Annotated in this window: 19 protein-coding genes and 1 tRNA gene; 13 read left to right on the forward strand and 7 right to left on the reverse strand. The window is 42.9% G+C overall.

Annotated elements, in window-relative coordinates:
• Positions 1-16: 16 nt before the first annotated feature.
• The 4 genes from FHS24_RS00100 to FHS24_RS00115 form a co-directional block, all read right to left on the reverse strand.
• Positions 17-592, reverse strand: a complete 576-nt coding sequence (locus FHS24_RS00100) for a VOC family protein (RefSeq protein ID WP_183617643.1) — start codon at positions 590-592, stop codon at positions 17-19.
• A 135-nt stretch (positions 593-727) separates the two neighbouring features.
• A complete protein-coding gene (fahA, locus tag FHS24_RS00105) occupies positions 728-2,017 on the reverse strand; it encodes a fumarylacetoacetase (protein ID WP_183617645.1) in 1,290 nt (429 codons plus the stop codon).
• 204 nt (positions 2,018-2,221) lie between these two features.
• Positions 2,222-3,418 carry an amino acid aminotransferase gene (locus tag FHS24_RS00110; RefSeq protein ID WP_183617647.1) on the reverse strand — a complete coding sequence of 399 codons (1,197 nt, stop codon included), beginning with the start codon at positions 3,416-3,418 and terminating at the stop codon, positions 2,222-2,224.
• Between the two features lie 177 nt (positions 3,419-3,595).
• Positions 3,596-4,525 (reverse strand): LysR family transcriptional regulator, encoded by a 930-nt coding sequence (locus FHS24_RS00115; protein ID WP_183617649.1) that lies wholly within the window; start codon positions 4,523-4,525, stop codon positions 3,596-3,598.
• Between the two features lie 160 nt (positions 4,526-4,685).
• Between FHS24_RS00115 and hppD the strand changes: the two genes are divergently transcribed.
• The 5 genes from hppD to FHS24_RS00140 all read left to right on the forward strand — a co-directional run bounded on the left by hppD (position 4,686) and on the right by FHS24_RS00140 (position 9,965).
• Positions 4,686-5,798 (forward strand): 4-hydroxyphenylpyruvate dioxygenase, encoded by a 1,113-nt coding sequence (gene hppD / locus FHS24_RS00120; RefSeq protein WP_183617651.1) that lies wholly within the window; start codon positions 4,686-4,688, stop codon positions 5,796-5,798.
• 272 nt (positions 5,799-6,070) lie between these two features.
• A complete protein-coding gene (phhA, locus tag FHS24_RS00125) occupies positions 6,071-7,009 on the forward strand; it encodes a phenylalanine 4-monooxygenase (RefSeq protein WP_183617653.1) in 939 nt (312 codons plus the stop codon).
• Between the two features lie 141 nt (positions 7,010-7,150).
• Entirely contained in the window at positions 7,151-7,492 is a 342-nt protein-coding gene (locus FHS24_RS00130; RefSeq protein ID WP_183617655.1) for a 4a-hydroxytetrahydrobiopterin dehydratase, read from the forward strand.
• Positions 7,493-7,584: 92 nt separating this feature from the next.
• Entirely contained in the window at positions 7,585-9,009 is a 1,425-nt protein-coding gene (gene nhaC / locus FHS24_RS00135; RefSeq protein ID WP_183617657.1) for a Na+/H+ antiporter NhaC, read from the forward strand.
• A 251-nt stretch (positions 9,010-9,260) separates the two neighbouring features.
• A complete protein-coding gene (locus FHS24_RS00140; RefSeq protein ID WP_183617659.1) occupies positions 9,261-9,965 on the forward strand; it encodes a hypothetical protein in 705 nt (234 codons plus the stop codon).
• A 203-nt stretch (positions 9,966-10,168) separates the two neighbouring features.
• On the opposite strand, the gene FHS24_RS00145 is transcribed toward FHS24_RS00140, so the two are convergent.
• Together FHS24_RS00145 and FHS24_RS00150 are read right to left on the reverse strand one after the other, a co-directional pair.
• A tRNA-Leu gene (locus FHS24_RS00145) sits at positions 10,169-10,255 on the reverse strand.
• Positions 10,256-10,392: 137 nt separating this feature from the next.
• Complete coding sequence (locus tag FHS24_RS00150; protein ID WP_183617661.1) at positions 10,393-11,166, reverse strand: ferredoxin--NADP reductase; 774 nt, start codon at positions 11,164-11,166, stop codon at positions 10,393-10,395.
• 454 nt (positions 11,167-11,620) lie between these two features.
• Here FHS24_RS00150 and tsaA point away from each other — a divergent pair, with 454 nt between their 5' ends.
• From tsaA to gspK, 8 genes are all read left to right on the forward strand, one after another.
• On the forward strand, positions 11,621-12,502 hold the full coding sequence (gene tsaA, locus FHS24_RS00155) for a tRNA (N6-threonylcarbamoyladenosine(37)-N6)-methyltransferase TrmO (protein WP_183617663.1): 882 nt from the start codon (positions 11,621-11,623) through the stop codon (positions 12,500-12,502).
• A gap of 88 nt (positions 12,503-12,590) precedes the next feature.
• The gene (locus tag FHS24_RS00160; RefSeq protein ID WP_183617665.1) at positions 12,591-14,378 is read left to right on the forward strand and encodes a GspE/PulE family protein; all 1,788 of its coding nucleotides are present in this window, start codon (positions 12,591-12,593) and stop codon (positions 14,376-14,378) included.
• Between the two features lie 206 nt (positions 14,379-14,584).
• Positions 14,585-15,373 (forward strand): TatD family hydrolase, encoded by a 789-nt coding sequence (locus FHS24_RS00165; RefSeq protein ID WP_183617667.1) that lies wholly within the window; start codon positions 14,585-14,587, stop codon positions 15,371-15,373.
• A gap of 232 nt (positions 15,374-15,605) precedes the next feature.
• A complete protein-coding gene (locus FHS24_RS00170) occupies positions 15,606-16,289 on the forward strand; it encodes a TetR/AcrR family transcriptional regulator (RefSeq protein ID WP_183617669.1) in 684 nt (227 codons plus the stop codon).
• 203 nt (positions 16,290-16,492) lie between these two features.
• Positions 16,493-17,191: a prepilin-type N-terminal cleavage/methylation domain-containing protein gene (locus FHS24_RS00175; RefSeq protein WP_183617671.1), complete on the forward strand. Its 699-nt coding sequence runs from the start codon at positions 16,493-16,495 to the stop codon at positions 17,189-17,191.
• Positions 17,192-17,194: 3 nt separating this feature from the next.
• Positions 17,195-17,674, forward strand: a complete 480-nt coding sequence (gene gspI, locus FHS24_RS00180) for a type II secretion system minor pseudopilin GspI (protein ID WP_183617673.1) — start codon at positions 17,195-17,197, stop codon at positions 17,672-17,674.
• Positions 17,671-18,564: a type II secretion system minor pseudopilin GspJ gene (gspJ, locus tag FHS24_RS00185; RefSeq protein ID WP_183617675.1), complete on the forward strand. Its 894-nt coding sequence runs from the start codon at positions 17,671-17,673 to the stop codon at positions 18,562-18,564. Before gspI ends, gspJ begins: the two co-directional genes overlap by 4 nt.
• 12 nt (positions 18,565-18,576) lie before the next feature.
• Entirely contained in the window at positions 18,577-19,710 is a 1,134-nt protein-coding gene (gspK, locus tag FHS24_RS00190; RefSeq protein WP_227671759.1) for a type II secretion system minor pseudopilin GspK, read from the forward strand.
• Positions 19,711-19,798: 88 nt separating this feature from the next.
• Here the strand turns inward: gspK and FHS24_RS00195 are convergent, their stop codons facing one another.
• Positions 19,799-20,479, reverse strand: coding sequence for a TetR family transcriptional regulator (locus FHS24_RS00195; RefSeq protein WP_183617677.1), 681 nt, complete (start codon positions 20,477-20,479; stop codon positions 19,799-19,801).
• Positions 20,480-20,527: the final 48 nt, after the last annotated feature.

The raw sequence follows: 20,527 nt of genomic DNA on the forward strand, positions 1-20,527 counted from the left end.
ATAAATAACAGCCTGATTATTCACCGACAGGCGCGACTTCTCTTGCTTCAGCCAGTTCCTCTGAATGTAAAAACTGAGTATGAGCGGGTGCACGTTTAGTACGCGACCATTCTTCTAACATCTCATACTTCATCTCTTCAGTAATCATCGAGACTTTTTCTTCTGAGGTAATATCATCGTAGGTGAGCTCCATACGATGGCCATTAGGATCAAAGAAATAGATAGAATGGAAGATACCGTGATTGGTCACGCCAACCACATCAATACCATTTTCCTCTAAATGCTTTTTTGCAGCCATTAAGGCATCACGGTCTTTTACCTTCATAGCTAAGTGTTGCACCCAGTTTGGCGTATTGGGATCAAAGCCCATTTCAGGCTGATTGGGCACTTCAAAAAACGCCAAGACATTGCCATTACCAGCATCTAAAAACACATGCATATAAGGGTCAAAGGCTTTGGTCGAAGGTACATGGTCTTCAGCAAATGCTAAGATGAAATCCATGTTGAGATATTTTTTATACCATTCAACAGTTTCTTTAGCATCCTTGCAGCGATAGGCCACATGATGGATTTTTTCAATTTTAAAACTCATATCAATATCCTTTTGATAGGGAATACAGTCAGTAGATGGAAGCTGCCATTACCGATTAACCATACGTCTATGGTTGCTTAGCAACTCAAAACTGCTGTTCTTATACCTTTATTTTAATATCTTTTGTTTTCTATACTATTTGTCAAAATCGAATGTGAGTGCAGGCAAGACTTTGCCGCGTACTTCACCAAAGCCAACACGAATACCATCTTTTTCGCTATAGCCTTTCATGATGACCGTATCACCATCTTCGATAAAGCTGCGTATCTCGCCGCCTTTTAAAGTGACAGGTTTGGTCGCATTCCAGGCAATCTCTAACATCGAGCCATAAGAGTCTGGTGTCGGTCCTGAAATCGTCCCTGAGCCCATCATATCGCCGACTTCTACTTTACAACCCGTGATGGTGTGGTGCGTTAGCTGCTGTGCCATTGACCAATACATGTATTTAAAGTTGGTCTCACAAACCACCGTTGCTTCGTTTGCGTTTTCAGGTAATAACTCTACCGATAGAGTGATATCAAAGCTGCTATCAGCGGCTTTTTCATTGAGATAAGCCAGTGGTTTTGGCTCTTGCGTTGGGCATGAGGTTTTAAAAGGTGCTAAAGCATCCATGGTTACAATCCAAGGTGATACTTCAGAAGCAAAGGTTTTGGCATTGAATGGACCTAAAGGCACGTATTCCCATTTTTGAATATCACGGGCTGACCAGTCATTAAGTAATACCATACCGAAAATATGGTCCGCTGCCTCATCGACTGCAATCGGTTGACCTATATTATTGCCTTTACCGACGACAAAGGCGGTTTCAAGCTCAAAATCTAGACGTTTACAAGGCGAGAAAATAGGACGGTCATCAGCATTGGGTTTTAGCTGACCTGATGGGCGTATCACATCCGTACCACTAACGATAACGGTGCTGGCGCGTCCGTTGTAACCGACTGGCATTTCAGTCCAGTTAGGCAGTAGGGCGTTATTTGGGTCGCGGAACATAGTGCCAACGTTGGTCGCATGCTCTTTAGAAGAATAAAAGTCCGTAAAACCGGGCACTTGAACGGGCAGATGCATGGTGACGTCTGCTTGCTTAAACAGAGCTTTTTTCTGCAACTCTGTGTTGTCACGTAAAGTTTCGCTGGCATTAGATAGCAGCGCTTGAATGGTTGTTCGAGTCTTTGTCCAATTATTGCGACCAGAATCAATAAAGGCATTAAGCGTTGGCTGATCAAAGTAAGAGCCGCCATCTAAACTTAATAAACCTTCTGTTTCAAGTACCGACAAATCTAGCACTTGCTCACCGATAGCAACGCCAGCGCGACGCTTACCGTCGGCGGCTTCACTAAAGATACCATAAGGTAAATTATGAATAGAAAAGTCAGAATCAGCGGCAATATCGATAAATGAGGTGAGGTTTTTGTCAATCGTTGACATGGGGAGCTCCTTGCTAAAGTATATATTGAATTACGTTATAATTAACTACTTACATATAATGTAATTTATAGCTTAATGCATTGCAAGTTTTTTTATGCAGTGTTTTCTATACAGTTTTTTTTAGAAAGTATCGGGCATAAAAAAAGGCTGAGCAATGACTCAGCCTTTTTATTGACATGATTTTTATGAAATAGCATTAGATGATTAGTCTTTTAAGACGTCGACCATGGCATTGGCAACATAATCGATATTACTGCTGTTTAGGCCAGCAACACACATACGCGAGTTCGAAACCATGTAAATACCAAACTTGCTTTGTAGTTGTTCAACCTGTTCAGGCGTCAAACCTGTAAAGCTAAACATACCATTTTGCTCAGTTAAGTAATCGAAGTTGCGATCAGATATTTTTTCTTCTAATACTGATTTGAGCTTTGAGCGCATAGATTTGATGCGGTCGCGCATCGCATAAACTTCGCCAACCCATTGCTCATGTAGCGCTTCGTCGTTCATAACGATATCAACCACGCGACCACCGTGTGATGGTGGGCTTGAGTAGATGCGACGTACCGTAGAGTTCAGCTGACCAAAGACGCGCTCAGTTTCGTCTACTGTTGGACAAACGACTGATAGACCGCCGACACGCTCGCCATATAGTGACAAGTTTTTAGAGAATGAGTTACTGACAAATAATGGCAGACCCATGTCGACGGCTTTACGAATCGCGTAAGCGTCGCTTTCCATATCTTCGCCAAAGCCTTGATACGCGATGTCCATAAATGGAATCAGCTCACGCGCTTGAATGACGTTTAGGACGGTATCCCACTGCTCACGAGTCAAGTCCATACCGGTTGGGTTATGGCAGCAAGGGTGCAATAAGATGACGTCATCTTTGTTTAAAGTCTCAAAAAAAGCAATCATTTCATCAAATTTGATGCTGCTGGTCGCTTTGTCGTAGTACGGATATTTACCGACTTCGACGTCAGAGCCTTCAAAGATAGCAATGTGGTTGCCCCACGTTGGGTCGCTGACGTAACACTTAGACTTCGGGAACCATTCATGGATAAATTCTGCGCCTACTTTTAACGCACCAGAACCGCCGATAGTGGCGATGGTCGCAACTAAATCGTCTTGTAAGATTTGCGCGTCTTTACCAAACAGCAACTCCTGACAACCTTTACGGTGTCCGGGTAAGCCGGCCATTGGCAAGTAAGGACGAGGAGAGATTGGGTCAGCAATACGCTGCTCAGCCGTTTTGACACACTCAAGGACGGGTAATTTGCCATCCTCATCATAATAAACGCCCACGCCTAAATTGACTTTATCTGGGTTGGTGTCGGCGGCAAACTTGTCCATCAATCCTAAGATCGGGTCACCGGCATAATAATCGATACGTTCAAACATTTTTTTTCCTTACAAGGGAGATGAGTTAAGGCGTTAAAAAGCATAAACCAGTTTGGCGATTAACTCAACGTTAGATTCAGCGATACTGATTAATTAACGCATTTTTTTGTTTATTGGCAAATTTTTTGCTGAATTTGAGTCTTTGCCAAACTTAAGTAATGATTTGATTAAGAGAGATCAAACACTCTGTAAATCATCGAAGTGGCTGGCAAAGTAAGCCTGCAAAAATTGCTTAAAGGCGATGCTGGCCGGCGATAGTCCTCGTGAGGAGCGTTGGTAAATAAAAAAGCGGCGCATTTTTACTGGCTGTGCCAATGGGCGCATTTGCAAGCCATTGGCGCTTACCCAATCTATCACTTCCGGCATATAAGGCAAGCATAAGGTAATGCCAAAACCTTGGCGGGTCATCTCAAGGGCGGTCGACATAAAGTTGACTTTATAGCGCGCCTGCTGGATGTGGTTTGCGATACTCTCATCAAGTTCAGCGGTCACTTGCTCAATAAATGGACCTTGCAAGGTAATAAGTGGAGTGTCTACCAAGTCTTGCCAGACGACTTCTGATTTCTGCGCCAGCGCATGGCTATCAGGCATGACCACACAGAACGGCAGCTGATATAACAAATCGGCACTGATGTCATCCTCAGACTCCATAAAACCAAGCTCAGTGCCCACGCCTAAGTCTACTTCGATGTTTTGAATGTGTTCAAGGACATTTTCGGCTGAGCAATCAAGCAAAGACACGCTAATGTCAGGATATTCTTTAGCAAACTGGGCAATGACTGCTGGCATGGAGGAGGCGGCAAATTGCGACACCGCAAGCCTCACCTGACCTTGCGCCAAACTTGTCAAACTACTGGCTTCATTTTCAAACAGCTGCATCTCATTTAAGATACGCCGTGCTTGCGGCAACAGATGATGCCCGACGACGGATAAAGACAGCTGGCGTGTGGTGCGATCAAACAATACGATACTGAGGCTAGATTCGAGCTCTTTAATCAAACCACTGACGGCAGATTGGGTTAAATGCATCTGCTCACTGGCACGGGTAAAACTGCCATTGTCGGCGACGCTGACGAAAGCGGTCAATTGGCGAATACTGATATTCATAAGTAAACCTGATAAATAAATCAAAAAATACGATTAGTCTTATAAATCAAGCTAATCTAATATAAATGCATCGTCAATAAGAATTATTGATTGAAGCTATTTTTTAGCATTATATTTTTACTGTTTTTTATACCACCAATTGAAATTAAGGATGATTACAATGTCAGAGTTAAAGGCAGATTTATTTGAAAACCCAATGGGATTGCAAGGGTTTGACTTTGTTGAATTCGCCTCACCTAAACCACAAGCTGTTGCAGAGTTATTTGAGCAGTTGGGTTTTACTCATGTGGCCAATCACCGCTCAAAGGACGTTGCTTTATACCGTCAAGGTGATATCAACCTTATCATCAATCGTGAGCCAAAAAGCCAAGCCAGTTATTTCGTTGAAGAGCATGGCGCAGGGGCTTGTAGCATGGGTTTTCGCGTCAAGGATTCCAAAAAAGCCTATGAGCTGGCGATTGAAAAAGGCGCCCAGCCAGTAGATGTGCCAACAGGGGTAATGGAATTAAGACTGCCTGCTATCAAAGGTATCGGTGGTTCTCTTATTTACTTAATCGACCGTTTTAAAGATGGCGAGTCTATCTACGATGTCGATTTTGAATTTCTACCAGACGTTGACAGACGCCCTGCGGGTTATGGTTTTAAAGTCATTGACCATCTAACTCATAACGTCTATCGCGGACGTATGGCGTATTGGGCAAGCTTCTATGAGCGCATCTTTAACTTCCGTGAAATCCGTTATTTTGATATTAAAGGCGAGTATACCGGATTGACCAGTAAAGCGATGACCGCCCCTGATGGCAAAATCCGTATTCCGTTAAATGAAGAGTCTAAGCAAGGCGGCGGCCAAATCGAAGAATATTTGATGCACTTTAACGGTGAAGGTATTCAGCATATTGCCTTAGCCAGTGACGACCTATTTGCCAGTATAGATAAGTTAAAAGCTGCGGGTATTCCATTGATGACCGCACCAAACGCGGCTTACTATGACATGCTAAGCGAGCGTCTACCAAACCACGGCGAGAATGTCTCTGAGCTGCAGATGCGCGGTATCTTGCTAGATGGTACGACTGAAGGCGGCAAACCACGGTTACTGCTACAGATTTTCTCTGAAACTATTCTGGGTAGCCCAGTTTTCTTTGAGTTTATCCAACGTAAAGGTGATTACGAGGATGGTTTTGGTGAAGGTAACTTTAAAGCCCTGTTTGAATCTATCGAGCGTGACCAAGTCCGTCGCGGCGCGATTGGTCAGTCAGAGACCGAAACGCTGTAACTTAGTCCAACACCGTAACTTGGTTTAAAGTTTATCTGTTAGCGCTGATATACAAGTGCTTATGTATCCATGCTTATATGTCAGTGCTCAGAACAAGAAAATGGACAAGACGAAAGGATAACGTCTTGTCTTCATTAACCATCATTATTACAACAGTCACTTAAAGTATCGGTTCAGTTTAACTAAGATTAATTAAGTTTAACTGAGGTGGTTTTAAGACAAGTTAATGATGAAAAGTTAATGTAACCCACGGGAATAAAAGGAATACAGGCATGGAACGCCTATCACAGACAACGTCTTATAGTAAAACCATCAGTGCCAATAGTGCGGTTTTAACACCGCGAGCAGCTGATGGATCTCATCACGACCATTCAACTCATATAAAGCAGCCTTACGTCTCGCGTCAGCCAGACAGTCAGGGTCATATTCATTATAGTGTCGATGAAAATGCCATGTGGCAGGCGCTGCTTGAACGTCAAGCCACGCAAATACCCAATCGTGCCTGCTCAGCCTACCTAGATGGCCTTAAAAAACTGAACTTGCCATCGACGCATATTCCGCAACTACATGATATTGATGAGGTGCTACAAGCGACGACTGGCTGGCAAACTGCGGCGGTTCCTGCATTAATCAGCTTTGGTAAGTTTTTTAAACTGTTGGCAAATAAATCTTTTCCTGTAGCGACCTTTATCCGTCGCTTCGAAGACATGGACTATATCGAAGAGCCTGATATCTTTCATGAAATCGTTGGACATTGTCCGCTGCTGACTCATCCTGCGTTTGCCGCTTTTAATGAGACCTATGGCAAGCTGGGTCTTAATGCCAGTAAAGAAGAAAGATGGTTTTTAGCACGGCTTTATTGGTTTACCATCGAGTTTGGCTTGGTTGGTAGTCGCCCTGATAATCGTCGTATCTATGGCGGCGGTATTTTAAGCTCACCATCTGAAACCCTCTATGCGCTGAGTGGTACTTCCGATAAGCAAGCAGAACATCAGCAGTCCCAATGTCAGCAACAACCAGAATATCGCCCATTTGACTTGCTTGATGTATTACGTACGCCTTATCGCATTGATCATATTCAGCCGATTTATTATGTGATTGATGATTTGAATACGCTATTTGATATTGTCGATAGCGACATCATGGGGATGGTCAAGCAGGCGATGTCACTAGGATTGTTTGAACCCACTTATGCGGCAAAAAACTCCTAAACGATTGAGGGAAAAACTTAGTAGTATTTAAGAGGTTGCACTATTTATATGGTTTAGTACTAATGGTTTAGCACTAAACTAATAGCGTCAACATGGACGTTCGTTTATTAAAAATAATAGTTAACATAAAAGGAAATTATAATGACTACATTATCACAAGCCAGCTGTGAAGCCTGCCGTATCGGCGCACCGACCGTTGACGATACCGAAGCGCGCGAGCTGTTAACACAAATTCCTGAGTGGTCGCTGATTGAAGTCGATGGCATCAAGCAACTACAGCGTCAGTATAAATTCAAAAACTTTGTCACAGCAATGGCATTTGCCAACGAGCTTGCTGAGATTTCTGAAGCAGAAGGGCATCATCCGGGTATCTTGGTAGAGTGGGGCAAGGCCACCGTCACTTGGTGGTCACATAGCATTAAAGGTCTGCATCGCAATGATTTTGTCATGGCAGCTAAGACCGATAGCCTACTTGATAAGTGATGAGGGTAGCAATAATCATTGCAACTCATTAAACTTGTCCAACCCAAAGCCAACCCCAACGCCAGAATACACTGGCAAGCTAAGGATGTGTGATGCCGCCAAAAATATTAACTCAAATTTCACCGCAACTGGCGTTTATGATTTCTGCCATTGTCATCGCCATCATGGGCGTTACCATGATTGGCCTTGGCTGGGTACCGCATTTATCATTGATACTCGCTATCTGCGTGCTACTGGCCATCGGTCTGTTCAAAGGTTTGAGCTTCGATGATATGCAAGCGCAAATGGCGTCTGGCGTCATGCGTGGTATCGGTGCGATTTATTTATTCTTCTTTATTGGTTTGATGGTAGCCGCTTTGATGATGTCTGGTGCTATTCCGACACTGATGTATTTTGGTTTTCAGCTGATATCGCCAGAGTATTATTATATCTCAGCGTTTGTATTAACCTCTATTATTGGTATTGCCTTAGGCAGTAGTTTGACCACTGCCGCTACCCTTGGCGTGGCTTTCATAGGGATGAGCAATGCCTTTGATGCTAATGTAGCGATTGCTGCTGGCGCGGTAGTATCAGGGGCGTTTTTCGGTGATAAAATGTCGCCATTATCCGATACTTGTACCATTGCGTCATCGGTTGTGGGCATTGATTTGTTTGAGCATATTCGCAATATGATGTATACCACTGTACCGGCATGGATACTGACGGTGATATTATTCTGGTTTTTCTCTGGTCAAACGGCTGGCTCTGATTTAAGTCAAGTAAGAGTGCTGCAAGGACAATTAATCGAAAGTGGCTTGGTGCATGGTTATGCAGTATTGCCTTTCGTCGTGCTAGTAGGACTGGCGATATTTCGCGTCAATGCCATTTACACCATCATCTGTACCATCGCTGCGGCCTTGATTATTACTTACTTACATAGCTCGCCAAGCTTTGGGCAATTGGGTGGTTATTTGTTTGCAGGTTATGCACCTGCTGAGTCATTAGAGCTGGGCGAGGTAGGCGGTATGCTATCGCGCGGCGGTGTCCAAAGCATGTTCTTCACCCAAGCAATTGTGATATTAGCACTCAGTCTAGGTGGCTTGCTGACGGCATTAGGTATCTTGCCAGCATTATTGTCAGGTATTAAAGACAACTTAACGACAGCAGGTCGAGCGATATTTGCTGCTGCCATGTCGGCTTTGAGTATCAACGTGCTTATCGGTGAGCAGTACTTAAGTATCTTATTATCAGGAACTGCCTTCCGACCGACGTTCGAGCGTTTAAACTTACACCCAAAAAACCTATCGCGTACCATTGAAGATGCCGGTACGGTGATCAATCCATTGGTACCTTGGAGTGTGTGCGGCGTGTTTATCAGCCAAGCATTAGGCGTTCCTGTACTTGAATACCTGCCTTATGCCTTCTTCTGTTATTTATCGCTACTACTAACGATATTATTTGGCTTTACAGGGATAACTATTACGCGTAAAGATGGCACCAACGTCCGTAAGCATCAAAAAGCACAGGTTGCTAATTAACGATAGGCTATTTTAAAATAAATTGAGCTAGCATTAGCGGTCTAAAAACCACTCTAACCCGATTAGAGTGGTTTTTTTGGGCAATTTGAACCATTAAACGATATATATCTAAAAGTGGCTGAATAAGAGATAATAGAGGACTTAGATATCTAACCACTAAAGACGTATAGGAAACGTGGATTTAGACGCTACTAGCGTTTTGTGGTAGCAGAAATCTTATACATTTTACTTAAATAAAAAGGCAGTCCTGCATGACCCATAATAATCCATATAACCTGATACCCTTGCAACCTACGGGCAGAAATGAGACCAATACTGCCAATACTTATTCACCTGAAGACATGATTAAGATTTACGAGCAGCAGTTTTTGACTGAAGTGCCAGAAGACAAACTCACAGAATTCTTGCCTTTTTTAAAAGCTTTTTATGATATTGATAACCACACCTTAGATGTCAGCGCCATTATTTTCCATGCGATTGCTGACTCTTGTATTATTTATAATCATAAAGTCAAAGCTGGGCGTTATGAGATATTAGAAGGGTTGGTAAAAGAAGAGATTCAAGCAGACGACAGCGAAGAAGAGCGCGAAAGCGCTGAAGAAGAACAAGTGCAAGCATATACCCTAGAATGTAAGCGTATTTTTTTCATCAATGATATAGAGATGCCTTATCATTTTAACTTGTTTATCCATGGTGATAGTTATTCTACCTTGACCAAAAGAGATAGCTTATTAGAAAAAATGTACTGGTTTGTCAGTGACAGTTTTGATGAGCAGTTATTAGATAACTCTGAGGCTACAGAGAGTTTGGAATCTATTAATCAGCAACTGGCAAGCTTGGGTATTCGGGAAATGGATCTAACCACTATCCATGAGCTAGTGGACTATATAGAAGACAGCCTGATAGATGACGACATGGCAGAGGCGGTTAACAAATTGTTGGATGAAGCCGAATAGTAATGATAAATAAAGTTAAATCAGCTTGATTCTAGGATGTTTAATAAAAAATCGTCCTATGAATTAAGTGGATATACTATTCGCTGTTAAAAAACGACCACTCTAAGTTAATGAGAGTGGTCGTTTTTTTGATAAGAAAGATATTTTTAAATAATAGGCAATAAAAAACCCTCGCAATCTATCAATTGTGAGGGTTTCGTATATGGTACCGGTGGTCGGACTTGAACCGACACGCTTTTAAAGGCAACGGATTTTGAATCCGTCATGTCTACCAATTCCATCACACCGGCGTGTTAGGTGATAAAGTCTTTAGTGCTAGACTGTATCGAATTGGGCTACAGGGTTATCTCTGTATAGGCTGCGTATTATAGCAGCCTATTTTCGAGCGTCAAGAATTATTTATTATATTTACAATAAAAATTCATTTTTAACCAACGAAGGCGCGTTCAACCGCATAATCTGCTTGCACGCCCATACGTGGAGAAACGGTGAGACCAAAATCGTCCAAAATCGCTGACACTTCAGCGTTAAACGGCATACTACCGCAAATCATGACACGGTCGTCGTCTTTATTCATCGGAGGCAGACCAATATCTTCAAAGAATTTGCCTGATTTCATAAGGTCAGTGATACGGCCAGTATTTCTAAACTCTTCGCGCGTTACAGTAGGATAGTAAATGAACTTTTTACGGAAATCTTCACCAAAGATTTCATCATTTGGCAGCTCTTCTTCGAACATTTCACGATAAGCCAAGTCTTTAACCTGACGCACGCCGTGTACCAAAATGATTTTTTCAAAACGCTCATAGACTTCAGGGTCACGTGCTAAGGCTAAAAATGGCGCAAGTCCTGTACCGGTTGACAGCATATATAAATGCTTACCCGGTAATAAATCGTCCAGTACCAAAGTACCTGTCGGCTTTTTACTGACCAATAGCTCATCACCAACTTTGATATGCTGCAGACGTGAGGTTAATGGACCGTCTTGTACTTTAATAGAAAAAAATTCCAAATGTTCTTCGTAGTTAGGGCTGGCAATCGAGTAAGCGCGCAGTAGCGGTCTACCATCGACAACGATACCAATCATCGCAAACTCGCCATTACGAAAACGTAAACCGTCGTCGCGAGTGGTTTTGATGCTAAATAGTGCATCGTTCCAGTGATGAACCTCTGTGACCGTTTCGGTGCGGAGTTTTGACATAAAGCCCTCGTTAGTAAGTGATAATGTGTAGTCGCCAATTAAAATATCTTTGGGATAAAAAATATTAATGGATTTAACGTTATGCAAAGTGTTTATAAAATAAAGCGTTTATTCAGTCAGACCAGCAAATGCAAGCCGCAAAAAACCCTTATTTTAACATTATTATCAGGTTTTATGAGACGTCAGGTTTTACTAAATGACAGGCCTGCCTATAATAGTAAATGTTGACGCCGTACTTTATGAATATAGGTCTAAGAATGTAGACTTGTGAATGCTGTTATATGAATGCAAGCCATTCTCAATAAATTTCTCGCTCATCATAACAAACTTTAAAGTAAAAATCCGTCTGGCTGCCTATCTGTAGCATGATAAAATGGAATATCGTTAGCGAATAATTTTCTATGATTAGCGCGTGCCATTTATTATCAGCCATTTATTTTTTGGGATTAGATTTATGACTTGTCAGACTAATGCACCTTTAAGCCATCATATCTCACCTATTATTGGCTACCACCGTGCACCGCTGTCGCAAAAATTTGGTGCGCCAAGGCAGCCAAATTTGGTTGCATTGACCAGTGTTATTGAAATGCTCGCGCCGTATGACGCGCCAGCAGCATTTATCGGATTGGATGATTTTAGCCATATTTGGATCAGTTGGCAGTTTCATCACAACTATTTATATAAAGACAAACTGCATAAAGATAAGCAGACCAGTTTAGATAACCATAATCAGCAAGAAAAAGTGGAAAGCGCTTTTCGCCCGCAAGTGCGGCCGCCACGTTTGGGTGGCAATCAAAAAATAGGCGTATTTGCCAGTCGCAGTATGTATCGTCCATCTGCGCTCGGCTTGTCGGTGGTGAAGCTTGAACGCATTAAGATTGTAGAAGGTCGGGTGTTACTTATTATTAGTGGGGCTGATATGATAGATGGTACGCCCATTATCGATATTAAGCCTTATGTGGCTTATAGTGATGCCTTACCTGATGCCCAAAGCGGTTTTGCAAGCTCTGCACCAAACTTGTTGAATGTGACGATTACTGAATGGGCTTATGAGCAGTTTGTGCAAATTATCGCCAATCAAAGTGCGGATAATATAGCAGCAGAAAATGCTCAAAATAAGCAATCATCAGTCAAAAAAGTCATTGATAAAATCCAACAGCAGTTATTAAGATCTGATCTTGATACTGTTAAAGCGTTAATAGCACAAGACCCGCGCCCTGCTTATCGGCGTACAGAGATACATACATCATTTGTCATGCGTTATAAATCTGTTGATGTTAGCTTTCAATTGCTGGAATCGGGCGAATTACAGATAACAAATATTGTCGCAGTATAATTAAAGTAAATATCAGAGTTATAGTAAACATCACCGCCGACCAAATGACCTAAACCATAGAAAAATGCAACTATAGAAGAATAAAACTATGCCTGCTCAAAAATATTCGATAGTGATTGATTTACGTTGGTGCCTAGATGAATTGTTGGCAGACAGGGTGATTGATCAGCGGGGCTATAATCTCGTCATTACCAGCCGCCGTAATAAGGCGCAGCATCCGCTCTTGACGATTAGTGAGTTTGGGCTACCAAATGGTCACGCGCTTGATAGTAATTCTGAGAATAAATTAACGCTGGCATGGCTCAATCAATGGTTGGCTGCCAAAGCAGATATGCCGCTGGTGCGTATTGATCCGTTAAAGGTCGATGTACCGGAAGTGACGCAGCTGATGTCGTTTGAATATGCGCGCTCGCAGCATATTTTACCCATTGAAGTGACGCTTGATGAAGTGGTTATCGGTACCGATCAACCATTTTATACCGATTGGCATGGCAATATTGAAAAGCTCATTAAGTCAAAAAGCTATCGTACAGTCTTTATTAATCCTGAACAAATCAATCGCTATCGGCAAGAGTTTTATCAAGTCACGCAAGCGATTGCAGGCGCAAACTCCCTACATAAGCGTGCTGCCGCGGATGTGACCAATGTCGAAGCTTTATTGCAGCTGGGTGATAACACCAATCCAGATGCCAATGACCAACATATCGTTAAAGTCGTCGATTGGTTGTTGCAATATGCCTTTGAGCAGCGCGCCAGTGATATTCATCTAGAGCCACGCCGCGAGACAGGCAAGGTACGTTTTCGTATTGATGGGGTGCTGCATAGTGTTTATGAGATGCCACTCGCTATTATAGTGGCAGTGACCGCACGTATTAAGATTCTGGGACGTCTTAATGTCGCAGAGAAGCGCAAACCACAAGATGGACGCTTAAAAACCCGTACGCCAAAAGGCTTAGAGACGGAACTGCGCCTCTCCACCATGCCGACTGCTTTTGGTGAAAAGCTTGTGATGCGGGTATTTGACCCAGAAGTACTGGTGCGCTCATTTGCTCAGCTTGGTCTGTCGGGTAAGCAGCTTGAGACTTGGCATGAGCTGACCGCGCATCCAAATGGTATTATCTTGGTCACTGGTCCGACGGGCTCGGGTAAAACCACCACTTTATATAGTACGCTGAAGCAGCTCGCCACTGAGCAGGTCAACGTCTGTACTATCGAAGATCCGATTGAGATGATTGAGCCCGCCTTTAACCAAATGCAGGTCAATCCAGGGGTTGATTTGCATTTCGCTGACGGTATTCGCTCTTTGATGCGTCAAGACCCAGATATTATTATGGTTGGTGAGATTCGTGATGCTGAGACTGCAAATATGGCAGTACAAGCATCGTTGACTGGGCATTTGGTGCTCTCAACGCTACATACCAACGACGCACCAAGCTCTATCACTCGTCTGCACGATTTGGGTATTCAGCCGTTTTTAACCTCAGCAACGATATTAGGCATCATGGCACAACGTTTATTACGAACATTGTGCCCGCATTGTAAGCAAGCAATTGATGTGAAAGCAGATAGTGAAATAGCTATTCAATGGCAAGAATTGGTACAGCCTTGGCGCGCCCCAGTGCCAGCACAAGTTTATAAGGCGCAGGGCTGCGAGCACTGTCGCCATACCGGTTATCAAGGTCGCGTTGGTCTATACGAGATTATGCCATTATCGAATGAGCTAAAAAAACTGGTCGCAGCCGATGCTAATTTAGATGTGCTTAAGCAGCAAGCCTACCGCGAAGGCGTACAGCCGCTACGTTTATCAGGAGCAAAACGTATTAGTGAAGGGCTAACAACCATAGAAGAAGTAATGCGCGTGGTGCCGTTACATTGATAACTGCCTTTTAAGTGTAAGCTCTTTAAAAAAAGGTATTCTTTAAAAAAGATACGCTGATTAGCAAGGGGTTTAAAAGCACATGTATAGGCGCTTATTAAACACCCCTTGAAAACAGTGCTATTTAGAGCAATCAATACGCTTACGATTACTAAATTTATACTTTAAGATATTCCATTTATTGATTTTTATTAAAGAGATTATTTATGTTTACTGATAGCCACTGTCACCTAAACCGTTTGGATTTGACCAAGTATGATGGTCAATTATCAGGCGCAATTGCCGCTATGAAAGAAGCCAATGTGACTCGTGCGATGGCCATTATGTGTGATTTCGCTGAATATGATGAGATTGCCAATATTGTCAGCACCTATGGCGATGAGACGCTAAATTTAGGTATGAGCGTCGGCATCCATCCTTGTGAAGATATCGGCGTATTGCAGTCAGCGACGGTTGAGCGCCTGACAAAAACCGCTGATGCTGAGCACGTGTGGGCGATAGGGGAAACTGGGCTGGATTATTATTGGTCAACTGAAAATAAAAAAGAGCAGCAAGCCAGCCTTGCGCGTCATATCCATGCCAGCCAACATCTAAAAAAACCGCTTGTCGTCCATATGCGTGATGCCAAAGAAGATACACTTGATATCCTAAAAGCTGAAGGCGCTGAGCATGGCATTATTCATTGTTTTACCGAAGACTGGGAAACTGCAAAACGGGCGCTAGACTTGGGCTTTTATATCTCATTCTCGGGCATTGTTAGCTTTAAGAGCGCACAAATGATTCAAGATGCGGCAAAAAATATGCCCAAAGATAGAATACTCATCGAGACTGACAGTCCCTACCTAGCCCCTGTCCCTAAACGTGGTAGACCCAATGAGCCAGCATACGTGCCCTATGTGGCAAGCTATCTTGCCGAGATGTACGGCTGGAGCGGTGAGGAAGTCGGCATACTAACTGCAAAAAACTTTGAGAATTTACTGGCACAGTATCACTAAAATGGTTATGCTATGACCACTCAGTCATTTATTGGTTAGTCTGGTGGTTTTGTTTTATAAGTGTTCATGATGCTTAACTTAACTCTATGATTATCAATGACTATTTAGCAAACATAAGCATATTTCCTTTGGTGGTATTTGCATAGCCGTTGTATGACATATACAGACGCTGCCGATACACTAATGTAAAGGATGGTCATATGCATGATATTGTCAGATTTTAGGAGAAATTATGAGTCGTCAGCACCAGTTCAAGGCACGAGAAGAGAATATCTTAGCGATGGCAGAGCAATTGCTACTTGAGTCAGGCGATGGTGATATCACTTTGGATAGTTTGGCCGACCAGCTTGATTTGGCTAAAGGTACCTTATATAAACATTTCTCCAGTAAAGATGAGCTCTACCTGCGTATCATTATCCGTTATGAAGAACAGTTGTTTGAGATTAACCGTATTGATGACTGTCCTTCGGCAGGTGTCGCGCGGATGATTTTTCAACAGTTATTCAATCCGCAAAAAGCCATGTTACTTAACCAAATAGAAGAGCGTTTAGCGGCATCAGTGACGGGTTTGAATCGCTTATTTGGCGAGCTTTATGATATTCGCCGTCAGCGTATGAAGCGTTTAATTGATATTATCAGTGCTTATTTACAAGAGCAGCATAGTAGCTTAAGTACGCGTGATTACTTATCTTCGATTTGGGCGATGGGCCAAGGCGGTGCTGGGTTATTAAACTCAAGTTTTTATCAGCGTTACTTAGGTCGCCGTGATACCTTGCGTTATGCCTTTGTGCAGCAGATGCTTGAATTGCCAAGCCATTATCCAGCTGTCGATGACGAGGTGATGGATGAGGATATGCAGGAGCTAGTAGAACAAATCGATACTGAATCAGAAGAGCATCGCAACGCTAACTATTAGGTTTTTACTGTAACTTGAAAACCATGAGTAGCTATTTTATAAAAACCTGTGTTGTTATATTCGATATGGCAGCACGTTAAAATTTATCTTCTGTAATGTGAATAAGCTCACAGCTTTTATAATCCTTCACATCTATCGTCTTATGTACATCACACCATGTAGCGTCATTTTAATAGGGTGACGCCTTTCTAGATGACTTCTGTATGTCAAAACTGACTTCCTCGATAGCTGCTCCTCACGCGCACAGGCACATCAGGCAAGCGGGCTTTACCCTTGTCGAAATCGTGGTGGTGGTTGTCATTTTATCTATATTTGCTGGCATGATGAGCTTATCAGTTGGTAGTAGTGAATCACGTAAAAACCGCGCTTTTTATGAGCATTTAACGGATTCACTGAGCTATGTACGGTTGTTATCTGCTGAGCGTATGCAGCCTATGGGTTTAAGTTTACAAGCTGATAAGCAAGGTCAAGTTACGCCTGTCATTGTCACTTTATCTAATCCTTATATTGCTTATCAAACTGAGGCTTCCACCTCTTCTAGTGGAGATAGTACGCCTAAGAACGCCATGGAGCTTTCAGCAGATTTGACGAGTATGTCAGGCACTGTTTCAGATAAAGTGCCCACACCAAGTTGGGAGATTGAGCCAGAAGTTAGTTTGCCTGTCTTACCTGCTGGTGTGAGTATAAGCGTGCAAAGCTTGGATGCGGGTAATCAGTCAAACGCAGAACAAACGCAAGCGCTGCAGCCGTGGTTTACCGACCAAAACATACCACAAGTACTATGGTTTGGGACAGGACAGGCAACGCCTGTAACGATTGAAGTACGTCATAATTCGCGTTTGGTAGGTGAGGTCATTACGATTATGCCTGATGGTAGTATGTCGATAGGGCAAGGGCAATAACTGATGATAAATAATGATAAAGCCAAATCGACCTATACAAACCCTAAGCCCGCTCTATCAAAATACGAACGCGGATTTACCCTGATTGAGGTGATGGTTGCTTTAGCGATTTTAGCCGTTGTTGCTGTCGCTGCGAGCCGTTCCAGTAGCGCGTATTTAAGCTCCGTAGATGTATTGCGTACACGCACACTAGCACAGTTTGTTGCACAAAATGCCGCTGCAGATTTACGTATTCAAGATACTTGGCTGACGGCTAATAAAACCCAAACTATCAATGCGCAAGGTCGCGATTGGCAAGTGACGATGACCGCTTCTGATGCCATCACACCGGCATTAAAGCAGGTGAATATTACTGTTGCCCCTATTATAGATGGACAGACACGCAGCGCAGTGACGGATATCAACGTGATATTAAGTAACGCTGAGCAAGAGGTCGGTAGTTTGGATTTGAGCCGCTTAAACTCCAATGGAGGTAATCCATGAAATCAAATCATGGGTTTACTCTGCTTGAGCTGATGATGGCCATGGCAATATTCGCTATGCTGGCGGTTGCAGGTTGGCAGGTATTTGATGGTGTTAATCGTGCGCGTGAACGGGCGCAGTTCCATGCAGATAACTTAGCAGTTTTGCAGTATGCCTATTTGCAGTTACAACAAGATATGAACCAAATAATTCCTTATCAGGCAGTGGATACGCAAGGTGCTAATGCCTTAATTAATAACACTGCAACTAACAATGGCGCTGCAAGTACTAATACTAGTAATAGCAATCAAGAAAATGCACCAGTGCCTGAACCTTTTATGAGTCTAGACAGTGAGCATATTAGCTTTGTTCGTTTTGCTGACCCTGACCCACGTTATCAAAGCAGCGCTAGTGTACAGCATATCGAATACATTTTTGCTGATGAACGCTTAATTCGCCGTCAATATACCAGTCCTGCTGGTGGCAGTGATAGCATTAGTCTAGATAGTGTGTTGCTTGAAGGTGTCACTGCTGGGCGTTGGCAAGCTTATTTACCTGAATTAAGCGCCAAATTTCCCAATAAAGACAGTAGCAATAACACGTTAAAAGCCCCGACGGCGAGTTCAGCCAATGCACTGCCTGATATTGTCCTGTTGCCAAAAGGGGTTACGCTCAACTTTACTTATCAGGATATGCCCATTACTTGGCAATGGGCACTGACACCTCAACCAATACCAAATATCCGCATAAATACCAGTAATAAAAATACTCATAACAATAGTAATAATAATGGCAACGACAGTAAGAACGGCAACAGTAATGGCGACACCAAGAACGATGATGCAGCCAATGGCAATGTAGGAAATAATAACTCAGGGAGCGCTATTGAAAGTGCCCCATTTGGTCAATGATAGAGGCTATTTATGCCAACTAAGCCACAAATTAGGCCAATGATGCCTGTAATCTCTACGAATGCCGACTCTCAACGTGGAGTTGCATTGCTGACTATCTTGCTATTGGTGGTTAGTATTACTGTGGTGGCAGGGGCGATGCTTGCCAGTCAAAAGATTGCCATTAGGCGCAGCGGCTTATTATTTGATCAAAACCAGCTCTTACAAGATATCAATGCAGGTCAACACTTGGCTATCACTCTCATTCGTGCTGATGCTAAATTAAATGACACAGATAGCACGCAGGATATTTGGGTGCAGCCAATACCGCCTTACACGCTAGGCGGACATAGCATTGGCATCGAATTACGCGATGAGGGCAGTCGTTTTAATATTAATAATTTATATCACAATGGAGCCGTTGATACTGACGCATTGGCAGTCTTTCAAAGGTTACTCACACAGCTAAATTTAGAGCCCGATATTGCCATTGCCGTTCTTGATTATCAAGATGCTGACAGCGAAGTGTATCAAGATGGTGGTGATGAAAGTGTGGTTTATGCTCAGCAGTCTAGTCGCAGCACGGATAAAGCTTTACCCAACCAAGCGTTGCTTAGTATCGATCAATTAGCAGAGGTGAAGGGCGTTAATGCGGAAGTATTAGCGGCACTACGCCCGTATATCACAGTGGTACCGTATTATTTACCCATTAATATCAATACCACCAGTCCCGTTTTGCTTGCCGCTTTAGTAGAAGGTGCGACCAGTCAGCAAATGCAGAGCATTGTTGACTTACGAGCAAAGCAAGCATTTGGCTCTATTGATGATATCTGGCAGTTGCCGATATTAAGTAGTGTAAAAGAAGAGCAGCGTAAAGCGTTAACACCATTATTAGCGGTTGATAGCCAAGCTTTTATGGCACTTATCACCGCTAGTGATAATGTGGATGGTGGTCAGGTGAGACAACGCTTTGCGACTGTTGTCATTAGTAAAACGGCCGCAGATGCTGAAATAGCAAATAGCAGCGATAATAATAGTAATAAAAATAGCAATAATGCTAATAACGCTGATAGTAATGTGAAAAACGCTCAAAATTCTAACAATAAAAAACCCAAAGAGGTACGCGTGGTAACGCAGCGACTTTGGGCTTTTCGGCCAAGTTTTTGATGGTGATGGCTACATGAAAACTAAATGACTATCTCTAAATAAATTGTAAGATAACTACCGACAAATAATTCACAAAGATTCAGACTAATTACTCGCTTAAACGGGTTTCTTCCGTAGATTTCCAGTTATAAGCACCGTAAAACAGCATCTGTGCTTGCCGTGTACAATTATGCAGCATCAGCTGTTTTCTCTTTTCTATCTCAGCCAAGTCGACTTCATCATCATGGTCTTCGGTATAAGTCAGCTCAAGCCAATCAATAATCCAAGAAAAAAACATATTGACCCCAGCTTCAGACAATAGCCTACGATCATAAGTATTGATATGGGCAAAAGCAGGCTGCAGGGCTAAATCGTCTGCTAGACTCTGCCCATGGTTTTTAATCAGCTCATTGATGGCTTTACGTACGGCTTCTGAGCCGCCATAGCGTTCACTGACTAAGAATTGCCAATAGCAAGGCTGCTCACTGACCATATATAAAAACATCTGTATACTTTTGGCGATTTGACGCTCAAAGCTGCGTTTGCGCCCAATTTGTAAGTTTTCACTTAAGGTTGCAAGCGTACCGCCCAATTCTTCGATAACCAAAGCACGACCGAGCGATTCCATGTCATCAAAATGGCGATAAAAGGCGGTCGGCACCACACCAACCTCACGCGTGACTTGTCTGAGGCTAATTGAGCTAAAAGATTGCCCTGTCATACATAAATCGAGCACCGCATTAAAAAAAGCGTGCCGAGTTTGAAGTTTCTTTTGTTCGCGACTACTCATAATATTTCAAAATTACCTGATAGATGTCTATCATACTCATTTCATTGC

The sequence above is a fragment of the Psychrobacter luti genome (genome assembly GCF_014192115.1).
GTDB lineage: Bacteria > Pseudomonadota > Gammaproteobacteria > Pseudomonadales > Moraxellaceae > Psychrobacter > Psychrobacter luti.